The 16,929-nt window shown below is 73.2% G+C and carries 20 protein-coding genes and 3 tRNA genes; 14 read left to right on the top strand and 9 right to left on the bottom strand.

Annotation, left to right across the window (positions count from 1 at the left end; genetic code table 11):
* The first annotated feature begins 38 nt into the window (after nt 1–38).
* From KG102_RS14745 to purM, 4 genes are read left to right on the top strand one after another with little or no spacing between them, the layout of a single operon-like run.
* The gene (locus tag KG102_RS14745; RefSeq protein WP_208212601.1) at nt 39–419 is read left to right on the top strand and encodes a sterol carrier family protein; all 381 of its coding nucleotides are present in this window, start codon (nt 39–41) and stop codon (nt 417–419) included.
* Nucleotides 420–444: 25 nt separating this feature from the next.
* On the top strand, nt 445–795 hold the full coding sequence (locus KG102_RS14740) for a histidine kinase (protein WP_208288260.1): 351 nt from the start codon (nt 445–447) through the stop codon (nt 793–795).
* Between the two features lie 50 nt (nt 796–845).
* Complete coding sequence (gene purF / locus KG102_RS14735) at nt 846–2,393, top strand: amidophosphoribosyltransferase (protein ID WP_208212599.1); 1,548 nt, start codon at nt 846–848, stop codon at nt 2,391–2,393.
* Nucleotides 2,390–3,511 carry a phosphoribosylformylglycinamidine cyclo-ligase gene (gene purM / locus KG102_RS14730; RefSeq protein WP_208212598.1) on the top strand — a complete coding sequence of 374 codons (1,122 nt, stop codon included), beginning with the start codon at nt 2,390–2,392 and terminating at the stop codon, nt 3,509–3,511. The genes purF and purM overlap by 4 nt, the downstream gene beginning before the upstream one ends.
* Nucleotides 3,512–3,598: 87 nt before the next feature.
* Here purM and KG102_RS14725 read toward each other — a convergent pair whose 3' ends face one another.
* On the bottom strand, nt 3,599–3,811 hold the full coding sequence (locus KG102_RS14725) for a DUF3073 domain-containing protein (RefSeq protein WP_056026136.1): 213 nt from the start codon (nt 3,809–3,811) through the stop codon (nt 3,599–3,601).
* A gap of 462 nt (nt 3,812–4,273) precedes the next feature.
* Here KG102_RS14725 and KG102_RS14720 point away from each other — a divergent pair, with 462 nt between their 5' ends.
* Nucleotides 4,274–4,483 (top strand): BldC family transcriptional regulator, encoded by a 210-nt coding sequence (locus tag KG102_RS14720; protein ID WP_208212597.1) that lies wholly within the window; start codon nt 4,274–4,276, stop codon nt 4,481–4,483.
* 95 nt (nt 4,484–4,578) lie between these two features.
* Here the strand turns inward: KG102_RS14720 and KG102_RS14715 are convergent, their stop codons facing one another.
* The 6 genes from KG102_RS14715 to KG102_RS14690 all read right to left on the bottom strand — a co-directional run bounded on the left by KG102_RS14715 (nt 4,579) and on the right by KG102_RS14690 (nt 6,219).
* The gene (locus KG102_RS14715; RefSeq protein ID WP_208212596.1) at nt 4,579–4,896 is read right to left on the bottom strand and encodes a DUF3618 domain-containing protein; all 318 of its coding nucleotides are present in this window, start codon (nt 4,894–4,896) and stop codon (nt 4,579–4,581) included.
* Nucleotides 4,893–5,303, bottom strand: a complete 411-nt coding sequence (locus KG102_RS14710; RefSeq protein ID WP_208212595.1) for a phage holin family protein — start codon at nt 5,301–5,303, stop codon at nt 4,893–4,895. The genes KG102_RS14715 and KG102_RS14710 overlap by 4 nt, the downstream gene beginning before the upstream one ends.
* 74 nt (nt 5,304–5,377) lie before the next feature.
* Complete coding sequence (locus tag KG102_RS14705; RefSeq protein ID WP_208212594.1) at nt 5,378–5,815, bottom strand: phage holin family protein; 438 nt, start codon at nt 5,813–5,815, stop codon at nt 5,378–5,380.
* Nucleotides 5,816–5,940: 125 nt separating this feature from the next.
* Nucleotides 5,941–6,013 (bottom strand) — tRNA-Phe (locus tag KG102_RS14700).
* Nucleotides 6,014–6,025: 12 nt separating this feature from the next.
* A tRNA-Asp gene (locus tag KG102_RS14695) sits at nt 6,026–6,099 on the bottom strand.
* A 47-nt stretch (nt 6,100–6,146) separates the two neighbouring features.
* Nucleotides 6,147–6,219 (bottom strand) — tRNA-Glu (locus KG102_RS14690).
* 124 nt (nt 6,220–6,343) lie between these two features.
* Here KG102_RS14690 and KG102_RS14685 point away from each other — a divergent pair.
* Genes KG102_RS14685 through KG102_RS14675 form a run of 3 tightly spaced genes read left to right on the top strand, consistent with a single transcriptional unit; the run spans nt 6,344 to nt 8,538 of the window.
* Nucleotides 6,344–6,697, top strand: coding sequence for a metallopeptidase family protein (locus KG102_RS14685; RefSeq protein WP_208212593.1), 354 nt, complete (start codon nt 6,344–6,346; stop codon nt 6,695–6,697).
* Between the two features lie 2 nt (nt 6,698–6,699).
* Nucleotides 6,700–7,617 (top strand): cation diffusion facilitator family transporter, encoded by a 918-nt coding sequence (locus KG102_RS14680; RefSeq protein ID WP_208288261.1) that lies wholly within the window; start codon nt 6,700–6,702, stop codon nt 7,615–7,617.
* Between the two features lie 9 nt (nt 7,618–7,626).
* The gene (locus KG102_RS14675; protein WP_208288262.1) at nt 7,627–8,538 is read left to right on the top strand and encodes an LLM class flavin-dependent oxidoreductase; all 912 of its coding nucleotides are present in this window, start codon (nt 7,627–7,629) and stop codon (nt 8,536–8,538) included.
* Between the two features lie 117 nt (nt 8,539–8,655).
* Here KG102_RS14675 and galE read toward each other — a convergent pair whose 3' ends face one another.
* Nucleotides 8,656–9,615 carry a UDP-glucose 4-epimerase GalE gene (gene galE / locus KG102_RS14670; protein ID WP_208288263.1) on the bottom strand — a complete coding sequence of 320 codons (960 nt, stop codon included), beginning with the start codon at nt 9,613–9,615 and terminating at the stop codon, nt 8,656–8,658.
* A gap of 99 nt (nt 9,616–9,714) precedes the next feature.
* Here galE and KG102_RS14665 point away from each other — a divergent pair, with 99 nt between their 5' ends.
* The 6 genes from KG102_RS14665 to KG102_RS14640 are packed head-to-tail and all read left to right on the top strand — an operon-like array spanning nt 9,715 to nt 14,846.
* Nucleotides 9,715–10,806: a polyprenyl synthetase family protein gene (locus KG102_RS14665; RefSeq protein ID WP_208288264.1), complete on the top strand. Its 1,092-nt coding sequence runs from the start codon at nt 9,715–9,717 to the stop codon at nt 10,804–10,806.
* Between the two features lie 15 nt (nt 10,807–10,821).
* Nucleotides 10,822–11,721 carry a phytoene/squalene synthase family protein gene (locus KG102_RS14660; RefSeq protein ID WP_208212588.1) on the top strand — a complete coding sequence of 300 codons (900 nt, stop codon included), beginning with the start codon at nt 10,822–10,824 and terminating at the stop codon, nt 11,719–11,721.
* Complete coding sequence (crtI, locus tag KG102_RS14655) at nt 11,718–13,364, top strand: phytoene desaturase family protein (protein ID WP_208288265.1); 1,647 nt, start codon at nt 11,718–11,720, stop codon at nt 13,362–13,364. The genes KG102_RS14660 and crtI overlap by 4 nt, the downstream gene beginning before the upstream one ends.
* On the top strand, nt 13,361–13,678 hold the full coding sequence (locus tag KG102_RS14650; RefSeq protein ID WP_208288266.1) for a lycopene cyclase domain-containing protein: 318 nt from the start codon (nt 13,361–13,363) through the stop codon (nt 13,676–13,678). Before crtI ends, KG102_RS14650 begins: the two co-directional genes overlap by 4 nt.
* Nucleotides 13,657–13,977: a lycopene cyclase domain-containing protein gene (locus tag KG102_RS14645; RefSeq protein WP_249667343.1), complete on the top strand. Its 321-nt coding sequence runs from the start codon at nt 13,657–13,659 to the stop codon at nt 13,975–13,977. Before KG102_RS14650 ends, KG102_RS14645 begins: the two co-directional genes overlap by 22 nt.
* Entirely contained in the window at nt 13,974–14,846 is an 873-nt protein-coding gene (locus tag KG102_RS14640) for a prenyltransferase (RefSeq protein ID WP_208212585.1), read from the top strand. Before KG102_RS14645 ends, KG102_RS14640 begins: the two co-directional genes overlap by 4 nt.
* Here KG102_RS14640 and KG102_RS14635 read toward each other — a convergent pair.
* Nucleotides 14,830–16,863: a beta-galactosidase gene (locus KG102_RS14635; protein ID WP_208288267.1), complete on the bottom strand. Its 2,034-nt coding sequence runs from the start codon at nt 16,861–16,863 to the stop codon at nt 14,830–14,832. The genes KG102_RS14640 and KG102_RS14635 overlap by 17 nt on opposite strands.
* Nucleotides 16,864–16,929 lie beyond the last annotated feature (66 nt).

Here is a 16,929-nt window from a genome sequence, read left to right as displayed (position 1 = left end):
GTCAGGATGCTGGCGCCGCAGAGGGGAGAATCGTGCCCATGCCGCCGCGCCGACGCACCGACCCTGCCGACGGCCGCGCCGCGCTCGCGCTCTGGCGCGCGGACCCGGCCGGCGTGTCCACGCCGGTACGCCGCACGGCGGTCCGGTTCACGCTCGAGGAGCTGGCCGAGGTGGCGCCCGGCAACGCGGTGGAGGTGCGCGTCCCGCCGGACGGGGCGGTGCAGGCGGTCGAGGGACCTCGTCACACGCGCGGCACCCCGCCGAACGTCGTGGAGACCGATCCGCGGACCTGGCTCGAGTTGGCGTCCGGCGTGCTGACCTGGCAGGACGCGGCGGCGGCGGGGCGGATCCACGCCTCGGGGGAGCGCGCCGACCTGCGTGCGTGGCTCCCGCTCCAGGCCGCCCGGGCCCGGCGCTGAGCACCGGCTGACCTAGGATCGAGGCGTGCCAGACGACACGCAGCCCGACCGGACGCCGCCCCCGGTCCCCTCCGAGGCCGAGCTCGAGCGGGTCGCGGAGCCGGCCACCGTCCGCCGCGCCCCCAAGTTCAGCGCGTTCATCACGGTCGGCGCGCTCGTCGGCATCGTCGTCGCCCTGGTCCTGGTGGCGCTCGTGCGTCCCGAGGTCCCCTCGGTGGCGGACGGGTCGGGGTTCATCTCGTTCCTCGACGGCGAGGGTGCCGTGCGCACGGTGATGGCCGTGGCCGGAGCCGTGCTCGGCGGCCTGGTCGGCGGGGCCCTCGCGGTGCTGGCCGACCGACGCAGCGTCCGCCGGGCGGGGCGCGCCGACATCTGAACCGTGGGCGGACCCCCTGTGACCCGGAGGGCGTGTGCAACCATGGTCGCGTGGCCCCCCGCGCAGACGGACGTCTGAACCACGACCTCCTCCCCAACGAAAAAGGACCGCAGGACGCATGTGGCGTCTTCGGTGTCTGGGCACCCGGTGAGGAAGTCTCCAAGCTCACCTACTTCGGCCTGTACGCGTTGCAGCACCGCGGCCAGGAGTCGGCGGGCATCGCGACCTCGAACGGCGAGCAGCTCCTGGTCTACAAGGACATGGGCCTCGTCTCCCAGGTCTTCGACGAGACCGCGCTGAACGCCCTGCAGGGGCACATCGCCATCGGGCACGCGCGCTACTCGACGACCGGTGGCAGCACCTGGGAGAACGCGCAGCCGACCCTGGGCGCCACCGCCGCCGGCACGGTCGCGCTCGGCCACAACGGCAACCTCACCAACACCGCGGAGCTGGTCGACCTCGTCGCCGAGCGCTACGGCAGCCAGCGGCGCGGCGAGCTCGCGCGCGGCAACACCACCGACACGGCCCTGATCACGGCCCTCCTCGCCGGGGACCCGGACCACACGCTCGAGGCCACCGCGCTCGAGGTCCTCCCGCGCCTGCGCGGGGCCTTCAGCCTGGTCTTCATGGACGAGCAGACGCTGTACGCGGCGCGCGACCCCCAGGGCGTCCGTCCGCTCGTGCTCGGCCGGCTCGAGCGCGGCTGGGTCGTGGCCAGCGAGACGCCCGCGCTCGACATCGTCGGCGCCTCCTTCGTCCGCGAGGTCGAGCCCGGCGAGTTCATCGCCATCGACGCCGACGGCCTGCGCAGCAGCCGCTTCGCGCCGGTGGACCGCGCCGGCTGCGTCTTCGAGTACGTCTACCTCGCCCGCCCCGACACCTCCATCGCCGGCCGCTCGGTGCACGCCGCACGCGTCGCGATGGGCCGCCGCCTGGCCGTCGAGCACCCCGTCGAGGCCGACCTGGTGATCCCCGTCCCCGAGTCCGGCACCCCCGCCGCGGTCGGCTACGCCGCCGAGTCCGGCATCACGTTCGGGCAGGGGCTGACCAAGAACGCGTACGTCGGGCGGACCTTCATCCAGCCGTCGCAGACGCTGCGCCAGCTCGGCATCCGGCTCAAGCTCAACCCGCTCAAGGACGTGATCCGGGGCAAGCGGCTGGTGGTCGTGGACGACTCGATCGTCCGCGGCAACACCCAGCGCGCGCTCATCCGCATGCTGCGGGAGGCGGGCGCCGCGGAGGTGCACGTGCGGATCAGCTCCCCGCCGGTGAAGTGGCCCTGCTTCTACGGCATCGACTTCGCGTCCCGCGCCGAGCTCATCGCCAACGGCCTGGGGGTCGACGAGATCGCCGCCTCGCTGGGTGCCGACTCGCTGGGCTACATCTCCCCGGAGGGCATGATCGCCGCCACCGAGCAACCGGCGTCGCAGCTGTGCGCCGCCTGCTTCACGGGCCAGTACCCCATCGAGCTGCCCCCGGCGGAGCGGACGGGCAAGTACCTGCTCGAGCAGAACGAGCTGCCGCTGGGCGCACCGGAGGATGGGTTGCTGTCCATCGTGCCGAGCGCCGGTGGCGCGAGCGCCCTGGACCACCCGTGAGCGCCCCGCAGGTCACGTACGCGGCCGCCGGTGTGGACACCGAGGCGGGCGACAAGGCCGTCGAGCTGATGAAGGACGCCGTGCGCGCGACGCACGGTCCGCAGGTGCTCGGCGGGGTCGGCGGGTTCGCCGGCCTCTACGACGCCGGGGCGCTGCTGGCGTACCGCAAGCCGCTGCTGGCCACGTCGACCGACGGGGTCGGCACCAAGGTCGCGATCGCGCAGGCGCTCGACATCCACGACACCATCGGCTTCGACCTGGTGGGCATGGTCGTCGACGACATCGTCGTGGTCGGCGCCACGCCCCTCTTCATGACGGACTACATCGCCTGCGGTCGGGTGGTGCCCGAGCGCATCGCCGGCATCGTGCGCGGCATCGCGGCGGCCTGCTCGGTGGCCGGGACGGCGCTGGTGGGCGGCGAGACTGCCGAGCACCCGGGGCTCCTGGGCCCCGACGAGTACGACGTGGCCGGTGCCGCGACCGGCGTGGTCGAGGCCGACAGGCTGCTCGGTCCCGAGCGTGTGCGTGCCGGGGACGTGCTGCTCGCCCTGGGCTCGAGCGGCCTGCACTCGAACGGCTACTCGCTGGTGCGCAAGGTGGTGTCCGTGGCCGGCTGGTCGCTGGAGCGGCACGTCGACGAGCTCGGGCGGACGCTGGGGGAGGAGCTCCTGGAGCCCACCCGCGTCTACGCGAGCGACTGCCTGGCGCTGGCGGAGCGTGCGGGCGTCGCCGGGCTGCACGCCTTCAGCCACGTCACCGGCGGCGGCCTCGCGTCGAACGTCGCGCGCGTGCTGCCGCCCGGGCTGGTGGCGGAGATCGACCGTGGCGGCTGGACGCTGCCGCCGGTGTTCGGGCTCGTGCAGGCCCTCGGTCAGGTGCCGTGGACGGACCTGGAGGGCACCCTCAACCTGGGCATCGGCATGGTCGCGATCGTCGCCCCGGAGGCCGTGGGCGGCGTGCTCGCGCACGCCGCCGAACTGGCGCTGCCCGCGTGGGAGCTCGGCGTCGTGCGCCCCGCGGACCCCGACCGGGACGTCGCCGGCGCACCGGGGTTCGTCGCAGGCACCAAGGGAGTCGACGGTGGAGCGGTCCAGCTCAGCGGCTCCTACCGGGTCTGATCACGCCGGGCCCGCTCGAACGACAACAGTCGCCGTGCTGTGCACGACGACTGTCGTCGGTGTTCGAGAAGTCGGCGGCGACCGCGGTCAGCGGTCGTCGTCGGACCAGCGGCGGTAGTCGTCGCTGTCGTCGTCAGTGTCCGTCTCCACAACCGCACGAGGGCGGTTGTCGGTGACGACATCGTTGTGGCCGTGCGACGTGAGCTCCTGCTCCAGAGCTCTGTAGTTGGTCTCCGGGCTGAAGTACTTCAGCTCCCGGGCCACCTTCGTCTGCTTAGCCTTCTGACGGCCGCGCCCCATGGCATCGACCCCCTCTTACGTGGATGCGGGGCGGCTCCGTGCTGACACGTGCGGCCCCGGGGTGCTGAATCGTCTCTTCGAGGGGCAACGGTACATGCTCGTTCGCTATTCCGACCACCCGCGTCGGGCGATCCACGTCACGTCCCGGCTGGGCGCGTCGCGCGCCGCTCATCTGCAGGACTGCTGTCCAGCGCGCTGTGGACCTTCTCGCGCGTCGGCGCGTGTGACCGAATGGTCGGGTTTAGGCTGGTGCCACGACCCCAGGGTCGCGATCGACGGGAGTCGTGCGCAGACTGCGGTCCTCGTCGGTGCACGAGAGCGATGCCCCGACCTGCAGAAGTTGCTCGTAGGCTCGTCAGATAGAACGTTTCACACGGTAGGCCCTGCACGACACCGCTCAAGAACTGGCCGGTCGCCGACCTCGTCGGCAGCACTGGCCGCACGCTCGCCAGGAGGCAGCTGATGAACGCACACCCCGTCGATGCCGAACCGCTGCTCACGCCCTCCGAGGTCGCGACGCTGTTCCGGGTGGACCCGAAGACCGTCACCCGCTGGGCCAAGGCCGGCAAGCTGTCGTCGATCCGGACCCTCGGTGGCCACCGTCGGTACCGCGAGTCCGAGGTGCGCGAGCTGCTGAACGGCATCCCGCAGCAGCGCCCGTCGGACGGCTGAGCCGCCCGACCGGACTGCCCCGAGCGCACACGACTGCGAGGGCCGCATCGCGGCGGCCCTCGCAGTCGTCATGTTCGGGGTCGAGAGCCCGCGCGTCAGCCCTTGCGACGGGCTGCGGCGACGACGACCGCCAGGAGCGCCGCCACGCCCGCCGCGGCGCCGCCGAGCACCATGCGGGCCTTCTTGCGGGCGTCCGGGGCCGCGTCGCCGCTCGTCGCGTCGCTCAGGAGCTGCCGGCCCGACTCGACGGCCCGGCCGGCCTGGGCGCGGGGGTCGAGGCGGGCGGCCAGCTCGTCGACGGTCGACGCCAGCTGGGCTCGCGTCGCGGCGAGCTCGGCCTCGAGCGCCACCATCTCCGGGGTGCTGAACGGCTTCTGCGTGCTCTGGGGCTTCTGAACCGACTCGTCGCTCATGCTGTGAATCCCGCCTTGACCGCCGCGATGTCCTGCTGGACGTTGTCGATCGCCCTCGCGGGCGTCGGGGGGGCACCGGCCTTGATCCGCTTGATGCCGAGGAGGACGAGGATCGCGATCACCACCAGCAGGAGGACGCACACGATCAGCGCCGCGAGCCACAGGTCCAGCCACAGGTCGAGCACGATGATGACCGTGGCGATCCCTGCGCCGAGCAGGTAGAGCCCGAGCAGAGCACCGGCGGCGACGAGCGCGGCACCGAGGCCCAGCTTCTGCACCCGGCCGGTGATCTCCGCCTTCGCCAGGTCGATCTCGGCGCGGACGAGCCGCGCTCCTTGCTCACTGAGCTCGGACACCAGCTGGCCGAGCGACTTCTCGTCACCCGGCGGTCCCGACTGCGTGGTCATGGGCACTGCCTCTCGTCTGCACATCTGTCGGCACTCAGTCTGCTGGTCGGCGATCCTCGCCGCGAGGGGAGCGGTCAGTCGGCCCAGGGATGCACCTGCTCCTCGGCGGGGTGGACCGGCTCGTGCACGCGCACGGAGAGCGGCGGGCCGGCGGGCAGCCGGCGCTTGGCCCACGCGGCGAGCCCGCCGGCGACGAGCAGCAGCGCGACGCCGACGAGGAGCGCCGAGAGCCAGGGCTCGACCGCGTGGGACAGCCCCAGCACCGCGGAGGTGATCAGCAGGCTGAGCCCGAAGAAGCCCAGCAACGACGCGGCGGCGAAGCCGACGGCCGAGGGGCGGACCTCGATGGCCCGGGTCCGCACGCTGCGTGTCACGGCGTCGATCTCGCTCTGCAGCGCCTCGCGGACGTGGTCCTCGGCCTGCTCGAACTTCTCGCGTGCCCGGTCGGCGATCGGCTCGGTGAGCCGGTCGAAGAATCGGCGGGGTCGGTCGGCACCGGGTGCGGCGGCCATGGGTTCTCCTCGTGCGACGGCGGTGCGCCCAGACTAGGAGCAACGGCCCTGGTCGCGCGGTTGCGGCGCGCTCTGACCTGCCACGACGAAGCCCCGCGCCGGAGATCCGGGCGGGGCTTCTGATGTGGCCACTGGCAGGGTCGAACTGCCGACCTTTCGATTTTCAGTCGAACGCTCTACCAACTGAGCTAAGTGGCCATACGTATCGAGCGACCCCGACGGGACTTGAACCCGCGACCTCCGCCGTGACAGGGCGGCGCGCTAACCAACTGCGCTACGGGGCCTTGGAAACTGCTGCAAGGCCTTTGCTGCTGAACTGCTGAACTGCTCGTACCCCCAACGGGATTCGAACCCGTGCTACCGCCGTGAAAGGGCGGGGTCCTAGGCCGCTAGACGATGGGGGCATGTCCAACCCCTGACGTCGAGGCGCCGGATGACCGGTGATGAGCATACGGGGTGATCGGCCCGTTCTCCAAAGCGGTGCACTGTGCGCGCCGTCACCCACCCTGGAACGGGCAGGATGGACCCATGGTCGACATGACTCTCGCCGAGTTCGAGGACGCCGTCCGCGACGCGCTCGACGAGGTTCCCGAGGAGCTCGCCGCGATGATGGACAACGTCGTGGTGCTCGTCGAGGACGCCCCGCCCGAGGGTGAGGCGGAGCTGCTCGGCCTCTACGAGGGGACGCCGCTGACAGAGCGCGGCGAGTTCTGGGCCGCCGGGTCGCTGCCCGACCGGATCACCATCTTTCGGTTGCCGACGCTGGCCATCTGCGAGGACCGCGACGAGGTGGTCGAGGAGGTCGCCGTCACCGTCGTGCACGAGATCGCGCACCACTTCGGCATCGACGACGAGCGGCTGCACGCGCTCGGCTGGGGCTGAGGGTGAGCCGGGGCACCCACGGTCACGGTCACGCCACCGCCGCACAGGCGCACCGCGGCCGGCTCCTCGGCGTGCTCGTCCTGACGCTCGTCGTGCTCGTCGTCGAGGTGGTCGGCGGAGTCCTGTCCGGCTCGTTCGCGCTGGTCGCGGACGCCGGGCACATGCTCACGGATGCCGCCGGGGTCGGGCTCGCGCTCGGTGCGACCGCCCTGGCGGCCCGGCCGGCGACGGCCACCCGCACGTTCGGATGGCAGCGGGCGGAGATCCTCGCGGCGCTCGTGAACGGTCTCGTGGTCGCGGCGGTGGGGGTCGCCGTGATCGTCGGGGGCGTCGCGCGCATCGCGTCCCCGGGCGAGGTCGAGGCGCCCCTGATGCTGGCCGTGGCCGTCGTCGGCCTGGTGGCCAACGCGGTGGGGCTGGCGCTGCTGCGCCCCGGCCAGCAGGAGTCGCTCACCGTGCGCGGCGCCTACCTGGAGGTGCTGGGCGACCTGCTGGGGTCGGCGGCGGTCGTGGTGGCGGCCGTGGTCGTCCTGGCCACGGGGTTCGTGCGGGCCGACGGCATCGTGTCCGTCCTCATCGGGCTGCTGATCGTGCCGCGTGCGGTCGCGCTGCTGCGGGAGGTGGGGGCCGTGCTCCTCGAGGCCACTCCGCGTGGCGTGGACCTGGACGCCGTGCGCGCGCACATCTGCCGGGTCCCGGGCGTGCTGGGCGTGCACGACCTGCACGCCTGGACGATCACCTCGGGCGTGCCGGTCCTGTCCGCGCACGTCGAGGTGCCGGACGCGCTCCTGTCGGCGGGGGAGGCCGGGCGGGTGCTCGACGACCTGCGGCACTGCCTGGCCGGCCACTTCGACGTCGACCACTGCACGTTCCAGCTGGAACCGCCGTCGAGCGGACGCGAGCGGCACGCGCACGCATAGGCTCGGCCCATGGTTGCCGTGGGGATCGTGCTGCTGCCGCAGGAGCGGTGGGCGTCGGCTCGTCGCAAGTGGCGGGCCGTCGAGGAGTGGGGCTTCGACCACGCCTGGACGTACGACCACCTGGCGTGGCGCACGCTCGTCGACGAGCCGTGGTTCGCGACCGTCCCGCTGCTCGCCGCGGCCGCCGCCGTCACGGAGCGGATCGGCCTGGGCACGTGGGTCGCGTCACCGAACTTCCGCCATCCCGTGCCGTTCGCCAAGGACGTGCTGGGCCTCGACGACGTGAGCAACGGCAGGTTCCTGCTCGGCCTCGGCGCGGGCGGCGAGGGGTTCGACGCCTCGGTCACCGGGGACCCGCCCACCCGCGGCGAGCGGACCCGGCGGTTCGAGGAGTTCGTGGGGCTGCTGGACGAGCTGCTGACGCACCCGGTCACCTCCCACCAGGGCACGTTCTACCGTGCCGACGAGGCGCGGATGATCCCGGGCACCGTCGCGCGGCCGCGGACCCCGTTCGTCGTCGCTGCCAACGGCCCCCGCACCATGGCGCTGGCCGCCCGCTACGGGCAGGGCTGGGCCACCTACGGTCCCGCCTACGCGACCGAGGACCTCCCGGACGATCCGGCCGCCGCGCAGGAGCAGTGGTGGGCGGGGCTGGCGACGATGGTCGGGCAGCTCGACGCCGTCGAGGCCGCGCACCGCCCCGCGGGGCAACCGCCGCTGCGCCGGTACCTCAGCCTCGACGGTGCGCCGGTCTACTCCATGACGTCGTTCGACCTGGTCACCGAGGGCATCGAGCGCGCGGCAGCGCTCGGGTTCGCCGACGTGGTGGTCCACTGGCCGCGCGCCGAGGGCATCTACGCGGGCAAGGAGTCGGTCCTGGAGGCCCTCGTCGACGATCTGCCGCGGCTCCAAACCCTCTAGCCCGACGTCCGAGTAGATGTACGCCAGGGCCCACATCTACTCGGACGTCAGGGGTGGGCAGGAGCTAACGTCCGAGCAGATGGCGGCTATAGCGCTCATCTGCTCGGACGTTGCGTTCTAGTGGGCCTGGCGGGCCTGCCAGGCGCTGGTGACCATGTCCAGGAGGGTGTGGCGCATCTGCCAGCCGAGGTCGCGGGCCGCCAGCTCGCCCGACGCCACGATGCGCGCCGGGTCGCCCGGCCGGCGCTCGGCGGTCTCGGGCTCGAACTCGATACCGGTGCCCTGCGCCATCGCGGTCATGATCTGCCGCACGGAGACGCCGTCCCCGGAGCCGAGGTTGTAGACCGGCTCGAGGGTCCGACCGCTCGCGAGGGCCTGCGCCGCCGCGACGTGCGAGTCGGCCAGGTCGGCGACGTGGATGTAGTCGCGGACGCAGGTGCCGTCCGGCGTCGGGTAGTCGGTGCCGTTGATGCGGGGCGTGCGACCCTCCACCAGGGCGTCGAGCACCAGCGGGAAGAGGTTGTGCGGGCTCGTGTCGTACAGCTCGGGGGTGGCCGAGCCGACGACGTTGAAGTACCGCAGCGACGTGTGCCGCAGGCCCGCGGCCCGGCCCTGGTCCCGCAGCAGCCACTCGCCGATGAGCTTGGACTCGCCGTACGGGGACTCGGGGGCGGTCGCGGTGGTCTCGGTGACCAGGTCGACGTCCGGGGTGCCGTAGACGGCCGCCGACGACGAGAAGACGATCGCGTCGACGCCCTGCGAGGCCATGGCCTCGAGCAGGTGGGCGGTGCCCGTGACGTTCTGCTCGTACGTGTGCAGCGGGCGGTCGACGGAGACGCCGGCGTACTTGAACCCCGCCAGGTGCACCACGCCGACGACGCCGTGCTGGACGAGCATGTCCGCGACGAGGTCGGTGTCGAGGATCGACCCCTCCACCAGGGGCACGTCCTCGGGGACGAATCCCCGGTGCCCGCTCGACAGGTCGTCGAGCACCACCGTCTCCAGACCCACTTGCCCGAACGCGCGCACCACGTGCGACCCGATGTACCCGGCACCGCCGGTGACCAGCCATGTCATGCGCCGAGCGTACCGATCACCGGACGCGGTGGCGGTCGCCGGAATGCTCAGTATGCTGAGTATTTCGACGGCGAAGGGGGTAGGCAGGTGGAGTCGCGGGTGACCACGAACACGTCGCAACGGGCGGGGGCGGCCGACCTGGCGCAGGCCGTGGAGTGCGCGATGACGCAGACCGCGTCCGTGCTCCGGACCTTCCTCGACGGGCGGGTGCGGGCCGCCTCGATCCGTTCCGACGACGCCGCGCGGCTGTGGACGGACCTGGCGGACGGGGTCGGCGGCAAGCTGATGCGCCCCCGTCTCGCCGTCGCCGCGTACCTGGGGCTGGGTGGTCGCGACGACGCGGTGATCGCCCCCGTGGCCGCCGCGATCGAGGTGCTGCACACCGCGATGCTCGTGCACGACGACCTGCTCGACCACGACGAGGTGCGCCGGGGCCGCCCGAACGTCGCGGGAGCCACCCGGGCGCGGCTGGAGGGCCGCGGCGTGGCCGAGCGGGTGGTCGGCGACCAGGTGCTCGCCGCCGGCCTCCTGGCGGGGGACCTGGCGATCGCGTCGGCGTTCTCGCTCGTGGTGAGCGCCCCGGCCGAGCGCGAGGCGCTGCTGCGGGTGGTGGGGCTGCTGGCCGAGGGGATCGAGACCACGGTGGTGGGGGAGCTGCTGGACGTCACCGCGGCGCTGTCCTCGCCGCGCGACGTCGACGCGCTCGCGGTCGCGGAGCTCAAGACGGCCGCGTACTCGGGGAGCCTGCCGCTGGTCGTCGGGGCGATCCTCGCCGGCGCGGCCGAGGCCCGGATCGCGCAGCTTGCCGCGGTCGGGTCGGCTCTCGGGGTGGCGTTCCAGCTCACCGACGACGAGCTGGGTGTGTTCGGGGACCCCGCGGTGACCGGCAAGTCGGTGGTGTCGGACCTGCGTGAGGGCAAGCGCACCGAGCTGCTGCGACGGGCCTACGCGATGGCCGACGAGGCGGGGTGCGCGGTGCTCGACGCGCACGTGGGCCGCGCCGACCTCGACGAGCCGGGCGCTGCCGCCGTGCGCGCCGTCATGGTCTCGAGCGGGGCGCTGGACACCGTGCGCGAGCTGACGCGCACGACCGGCCTGCAGGCGCGGGGACTGGCCCTCGCCGGTGTGCCCGGGCCGCTGGGGGACTACCTTGTGGGCGTTGTCGACGATCTCGTCGGACGGGGCCACTGAGTGCTGGGGGAGCCGATGTCGGAGGCGCGATCCGCCCGTGAGCGGGCGCTCCGGCTGTACGACGCCACGGCCGCACGCACGAGCGCCGGCGTGCTGGCCGCGTACTCCACGTCGTTCGGGCTGGGCACGCGGCTGCTCGGGCGGCGGGCGCAGCAGGACATCCGCGCGGTGTACGCCCTGGTCAGGCTGGCCGACGAGGTGGTCGACACCTATCGCGGCCAGGACGCGGGGGCGGAGCTGGACGAGCTCGAGGAGCAGACCGCCCGCGCGCTGCGCACGGGCTACTCGACCAACCTGGTGGTGCACGCGTTCGCCCGCACCGCCCGGCGGACCGGGATCACGGCAGCGGAGACCGGTCCCTTCTTCGCCTCGATGCGCACGGACCTGACGGTGCGGGCGCACGACCGGGCGAGCTACGACGCCTACGTCTACGGGTCCGCCGAGGTGGTGGGGCTCATGTGCGTGCGGGCGTTCCTCAACGAGGACCGTCGGCCAGACGAGCCCGTGCGCCACCCCGACGACCTGCAGGTGGCCGGCGCGCGGGCCCTCGGTGCCGCGTTCCAGAAGATCAACTTCCTGCGCGACCTCGGCGCCGACACCGAGGAGCTGGGCCGCACGTACTTCCCCGGGACCACGCCCGGCCGGCTCGACCACGCGCAGCTGCGGGCGATCCTCGCCGAGATCACCGCCGACGTGGCCGTCGCGCGCTCGGCGGTCCCGCGCCTGCCCCGGCGGGCTCGCTACGCGGTCGGGGCCACGCTCGGGCTCTACCAGCGCCTGCTCGACGAGATCGCGACGCGACCGCCCGAGTCGCTGCTGGTGGGCCGAGTGCGGCTGCCCACCCCGGTGAAGCTGCTCGTGGTGGGCGAGTCCGTGCTGGCGGAGGCGCGCGCCGGCCGGGCCGTCGACGCATGAGCCCCGGTCGGGTCGTCGTCGTCGGTGGGGGCATCGCGGGCCTGACCACCGCCGCGCTGCTGGCACGCGGGGGAGCGCTGGTGACCCTCGTCGAGCGGCACGACCAGCTGGGCGGGCGGACCGCGACGCTGTCGCTCGACGGGTTCCGGTTCGACACCGGACCGTCCTGGTACTTCATGCCCGAGGTGTTCGAGCACGCCTTCGCGCTCCTGGGCGAGCGGATCGAGGACCACGTCGAGCTGGAGCGGCTCGACCCGGCGTACCGGCTCTTCCCGGAGCCCGTCGACGGGGGACCGTCGCAGCCCTTCGACGTCGTCGCGGACCCCGAGGCCAACTGGGCGACGTTCGAGGCGCGCGAGCCGGGCGCGGGGGAGGCCGTCCGCCGCTACACCCAGGACTCGACGCGGGCGTACCGGACGGCGCTCGAGTCGTTCCTCTACACCACGTTCGCCCGGCCGGACCGGCTGCTGTCCCTCGACCTCGCGCGCCAGGCGGGCACGCTGGCGGGCCTGCTGACGCGCACCCTGGCGGACAAGGTGGCCGCGACGGTCACGGACCCGGTGCTGCGGCAGGTGCTGGGCTACCACGCGGTGTTCCTGGGCTCCTCGCCGTACCGGGTGCCCGCGCTGTACTCGCTGATGAGCCACCTCGACCTGGTCGACGGCGTCCGTTTCCCGCGCGGCGGGATGTACACGGTCATCCAGGCCCTGGAGCGGATCGCGCGGGCGCAGGGCGTCGAGGTGCGCACCGGCGCGGACGTGGCGACGATCGAGGTCGACGACGCGTCCCCCTCGCTGCGCCACCCGCGCAGGTCGGGCCAGGCGCGCGGGGTGCGGCTGACGGACGGGACGTTCCTGCCCGCCGACGTCGTCGTGTCCGCGGCCGACCGCCACCACACGGAGACCGTGCTGCTGGGTGCCCACCGCGACCTGCCGGAGTCGTGGTGGGAGGACCGGGGGCCGGGCATCTCGTCGCTGCTGGTCATGGCGGGGGTGCGGGGGGCGCTGCCCGAGCTCGCGCACCACTCGCTGTTCTTCACGCGGGACTGGCCGGGCAACTTCGAGGACATCCTGGGCACCGGCCGGTCGACGCCGCCGGAGGACCTGCGGATCCCGGAGGCGGCGTCGATGTACGTGTCCCGGACCACCGCGACCGACCCCGACGCGGCGCCGCCGGGTCACGAGAACCTGTTCGTGCTCGTCCCGTTCCCGGCGGACCCGGCCCTGGGCGGGCGGGACCGCGAGGTCGTCGAGCGGCACGCCGACCGGTACCTGGACCAGGTCGGTGCCTGGGCGGGGATCCCCGGCCTGCGCGAGCGCGTGGTGACCCGACGCGTCGTCGCCCCCGCCGACTTCGCCCGCGACTTCTCCGCCTGGCGCGGGTCGGCGCTCGGCATGGAGCACACGCTGGCGCAGAGCGCGATGTTCCGGCCGGGCGACGCGTCGTCGCGCGTGCCCAACGTGCTGCACGTCGGTGGTGGCACGATCCCTGGTGTGGGACTGCCGATGTGCCTGATCAGCGCCGAGCTGGTGGTCAAGCGGATGCTCGGGGAGACGTCGTCGCGCCCCCTGCCCGCCCCGCTGCGGCCGGGCTACCTGGCGGCGGCGCGACCGCGCGGCGTGTGGAGCGAGTCCGTCGGATGACCGTCGCGTACCTCGGTGCCCTGCTGCTCTCGCTGGGCGGCCTCACCCTGCTGGACCGCCGGTTCCGGCTCGCGTTCTGGGCGGAGCCGGCCCGCGCGGCCTGGACGGTCGGCATCGGCGTCGTCGGCTTCCTGCTGTGGGACGGCCTCGGGCTGGTGCTCGGCATCTTCGCGCGCGGGGACTCACCGCACATGACCGGCCTGCTGCTGGCCCCGGAGCTGCCGGTCGAGGAGGCGTTCTTCCTCGCGCTGCTCTGCTACACGGGCCTGCTCACGTGGCGGGCGCTGGACCGGTGGCGCGGGCGGCCCTCGTGACCAACATCGTGCTCAACGGGATCGTCCTGGCCCTGCTCGGGGCGGTGTGCTGGCCCGTGCTGCGGCGGATGCGCGTGCTGCCGGTCGTCGTGACCGTGCTCGTGCTGTGCGTGCTCACGGCCGTGTTCGACACACTCATGATCGCCGCGGACCTCTACGTGTTCGACCCGGACAAGATCCTCGGGTGGTACGTCTGGGGCGCGCCGGTGGAGGACTTCGCCTATGCGGTCGCGGCGGCCGTCGGGATGCCGGTGCTGTGGGTCGTGCTGGGCCGACGCCGGGAACGGAAGGCTCCGTGAGGGAGGTCCTGGCGGCGTCCCGGCCGTTCTCGTGGATCAACACCGCCTACCCGTTCGCGGCCGGCTACCTGCTGGCCACGGGGGGCCGCATCGACGTCACGTTCGTCGTCGGCACCCTGTTCTTCCTCGGCCCGTACAACCTGCTGATGTACGGCATCAACGACGTCTTCGACTACGCCTCGGACCTGCGCAACCCGCGCAAGGGCGGCATCGAGGGCGGCCTGGTGGAGCCCGCCCGGGCGCGGCAGGTGCACCGCCGGATCCTGTGGGCCTGCCTGGTCAGCACCGTGCCGTTCGTGGTGTACCTGCTGCTCGTCGGCGGGGCTGCCGCGAACGCCACGCTGGCCCTCGTCCTGTTCCTCGTCGTCGCCTACTCGGCGCCCGTGCTCCGGTTCAAGGAGCGGCCGGTGCTGGACTCGTTGACGTCCGCGATGCACTTCGTCGGCCCGCTGCTGTACGCGCTCGTGCTGGTGGGCGCGGACCTCGGTGCGCCGACCGTGTGGCCGGTGCTGGTCGCGTTCGTCCTCTGGGGCATGGCGTCGCACGCGTTCGGCGCGGTGCAGGACGTGCGGGCCGACCGAGAGGGCGGCATCGCGTCGGTGGCCACGGCGCTCGGCGCGCACCCCACCGTCGTCGTGGCCACCGTGCTCTACGTCCTCGCGGCGGCCGTGCTGCTCGCCGTCCCGTGGCCCGGGACGCTCGCCGCCGTGCTGCCGATCCCCTACGCCCTCAGCACGGCGGCGTTCTGGTCGGTGCGCGACGAGGACTGCGAGCGCGCGAACACCGGCTGGCGGCGGTTCCTGTGGCTCAACCTGGTCACCGGCTTCCTGGTGACCATGCTGCTCATCGCGATCAGTCGGTCGTCGTGACGTCCCACGTCGCGTCGGCGTCCTCCCGCACCACCAGGTAGCCGCCGGGGACGACCCGCACGCCGTTGTCGGTGCGGTCCCCGCCCACCAGGTCGAGACCGGGTCCGGAAACGCGCGCCGGGGCGCCCGAGTGGTTGAGCACGAACAGGTAGTCGTGGTCGGCGCCGCGGCGGCGCACCACCTCGACGTCCGCGGGCCGGTCCGCCACGACCGGGGCGATGCCGGCGCCCGAGGCGATCTCCTCGAGCAGCGCGCGCGTCGCCGCCAGGTCCAGGTGCGTCGAGACGTAGGTGACCGTGCCCGCACCCCGCTGCACGCGGGTGACCGCCGGCCGGCCGTCCAGGTCGCCGCCGCGGTAGCGCCGCAGCACGGCCGCGTCGTCGGGCTGCACCAGCTCGGACCACACCGAGCCGGTGGAGCCGTCGTCCAGGGTGACGGTCTCGCCGGGCGCGAGCGGCGCCAGGTGCTCGACGCGCAGGCCGACCAGGTCGCGCAGCCGCCCCGGGTAGCCACCGGTGACCACGTGCAGGTTCTCGTCGGCGATGCCGGTGAACGGCCAGACGACCAGGTGGCCGCCGGCCGCGACGAACGCCTCGGCGGACCGGACGGCGTCGTCGTCCATCGCGAACATGCTGGGCACGAGCAGCACGCGGTAGCCGGCCAGGTCGGCACCGGGCCGCGCGAAGTCGACCGGCAGCCCGGCGTGCCACGCCGCACGGTGCACCGAGCGCACGGCGTCGGGGTAGCTGAGGTGGTCCGACGGAAGGCCCGCGTTGTCCAGCGCCCACCAGCCGTCCGCGTGCCACCAGATGGCGATGCCGCTGTCCGTCACGCGCCCGTCAGCGGGCGGGCGGACCACCTCGGCGATGGAGTCGAGCACCGCACCCAGCTCGCACACCGCACGGAACGTCGCGGAGTCGGCACCGGCGTGCGGGACCATCGCGCCGTGCCAGGCCTCGGAGCCTGCCGCCGATGCCCGCCACTGGAAGAACAGCGACGACTGGGAGCCGCGCGCCACGTAGCCGAGCGAGTTGCGCACGGCGCGCGCCGGGTCCTTGAACGCGACGCGGCCCTCGACCGAGATCGAGCTGATCGACTGCTCCATGAGCAGCCACGGGCCGCCGTCCGCCCAGCCTCGGGTCACGTCCCCCGCGTAGGCGACGTGCGCCTCGCCGTCGGGGCCGGTGGTGTCGAGGTAGTGGTCGACCGACGGCACGTCGAGCTCGGCGGACCAGCCCCACTGCTCCAGGTGGTTCCACGTGGGGAGCATGAAGTTGGTGGTGACCGGGGCCGACGAGCCGGCGGCGCGGATCTGCTCCTTCTGCTCACGCAGGGCGTCCAGCATCTCGTCGGAGAAGAAGCGCCGGAAGTCGACCGCCTGGGTCGGGTTGTGCAGGTACTGGGTCGCGCGCGGCGGCACCACCTGGTCCCAGGACTCGTAGTGCTGGCTCCAGAACGTCGTCCACCACACCTCGTTCAGCGCCTCGAGGGTGCCGTACCGGCCCTGGAGCCACGTCCGGAACGCCGTCGCGACGTGGTCGCACCAGCAGTACGTGCCGTACTCGTTGTGGATGTGCCAGGCCTGGAGCGCCGGGTGGGAGCCGTAGCGCTCGGCCAGGACGCCCGCGATCGACCGGGACGCCTCGCGGTACGCGGGGGCGCAGACGCAGTAGGTGTCGCGGCTGCCGTGCCACAGCCGCGTGCCGTCGGCCAGCACCGGCAGCGCGTCGGGGTGGGCCGCGGTGAACCACGGCGGCGGGGACGCGGTCGGGGTCGCCAGGACGACGCCGATGCCGCCGGCGTGCAGCATCTCGATGACGTCGTCGAGCCAGCCGAGGTCGTACCGGCCCTCCTCGGGCTCGAGGAGCGCCCACGAGAAGACGCCGATCGTCGCGGTGGTCACGCCGGCGCGCTGCATGAGCTCGACGTCCTGCGCCCAGACCTCGCGCGGCCACTGCTCGGGGTTGTAGTCGCCGCCGAACCAGAACCGGTCGGGGACGAAGGGGGTGCGGGTCATCGGGTCTCCTGGGCGGGGCGCGTCGGTCGAGGTCCCCTCGGGAACCTAGGCGAAGCGCTTCGATGA

The sequence above is a fragment of the Cellulomonas fengjieae genome (assembly GCF_018388465.1).
GTDB lineage: Bacteria > Actinomycetota > Actinomycetes > Actinomycetales > Cellulomonadaceae > Cellulomonas > Cellulomonas fengjieae.
The sequence above is the reverse complement of the archived record's forward strand: the minus strand, read 5'-3'. Positions and strand labels throughout refer to the sequence as shown.

Coding starts and splice junctions, on each gene's coding strand:
- KG102_RS14745 (WP_208212601.1), top strand. CDS start 39: ATGCCGCCGCGCCGACGCACCGACCCTGCCGACGGCCGCGCCGCGCTC.
- KG102_RS14725 (WP_056026136.1), bottom strand. CDS start 3,811: ATGGGGCGCGGCCGTCAGAAGGCTAAGCAGACGAAGGTGGCCCGGGAG.
- KG102_RS14720 (WP_208212597.1), top strand. CDS start 4,274: ATGAACGCACACCCCGTCGATGCCGAACCGCTGCTCACGCCCTCCGAG.
- KG102_RS14715 (WP_208212596.1), bottom strand. CDS start 4,896: ATGAGCGACGAGTCGGTTCAGAAGCCCCAGAGCACGCAGAAGCCGTTC.
- KG102_RS14710 (WP_208212595.1), bottom strand. CDS start 5,303: ATGACCACGCAGTCGGGACCGCCGGGTGACGAGAAGTCGCTCGGCCAG.
- KG102_RS14705 (WP_208212594.1), bottom strand. CDS start 5,815: ATGGCCGCCGCACCCGGTGCCGACCGACCCCGCCGATTCTTCGACCGG.
- KG102_RS14685 (WP_208212593.1), top strand. CDS start 6,344: ATGGTCGACATGACTCTCGCCGAGTTCGAGGACGCCGTCCGCGACGCG.
- KG102_RS14675 (WP_208288262.1), top strand. CDS start 7,627: ATGGTTGCCGTGGGGATCGTGCTGCTGCCGCAGGAGCGGTGGGCGTCG.
- galE (WP_208288263.1), bottom strand. CDS start 9,615: ATGACATGGCTGGTCACCGGCGGTGCCGGGTACATCGGGTCGCACGTG.
- KG102_RS14660 (WP_208212588.1), top strand. CDS start 10,822: ATGTCGGAGGCGCGATCCGCCCGTGAGCGGGCGCTCCGGCTGTACGAC.
- crtI (WP_208288265.1), top strand. CDS start 11,718: ATGAGCCCCGGTCGGGTCGTCGTCGTCGGTGGGGGCATCGCGGGCCTG.
- KG102_RS14650 (WP_208288266.1), top strand. CDS start 13,361: ATGACCGTCGCGTACCTCGGTGCCCTGCTGCTCTCGCTGGGCGGCCTC.
- KG102_RS14635 (WP_208288267.1), bottom strand. CDS start 16,863: ATGACCCGCACCCCCTTCGTCCCCGACCGGTTCTGGTTCGGCGGCGAC.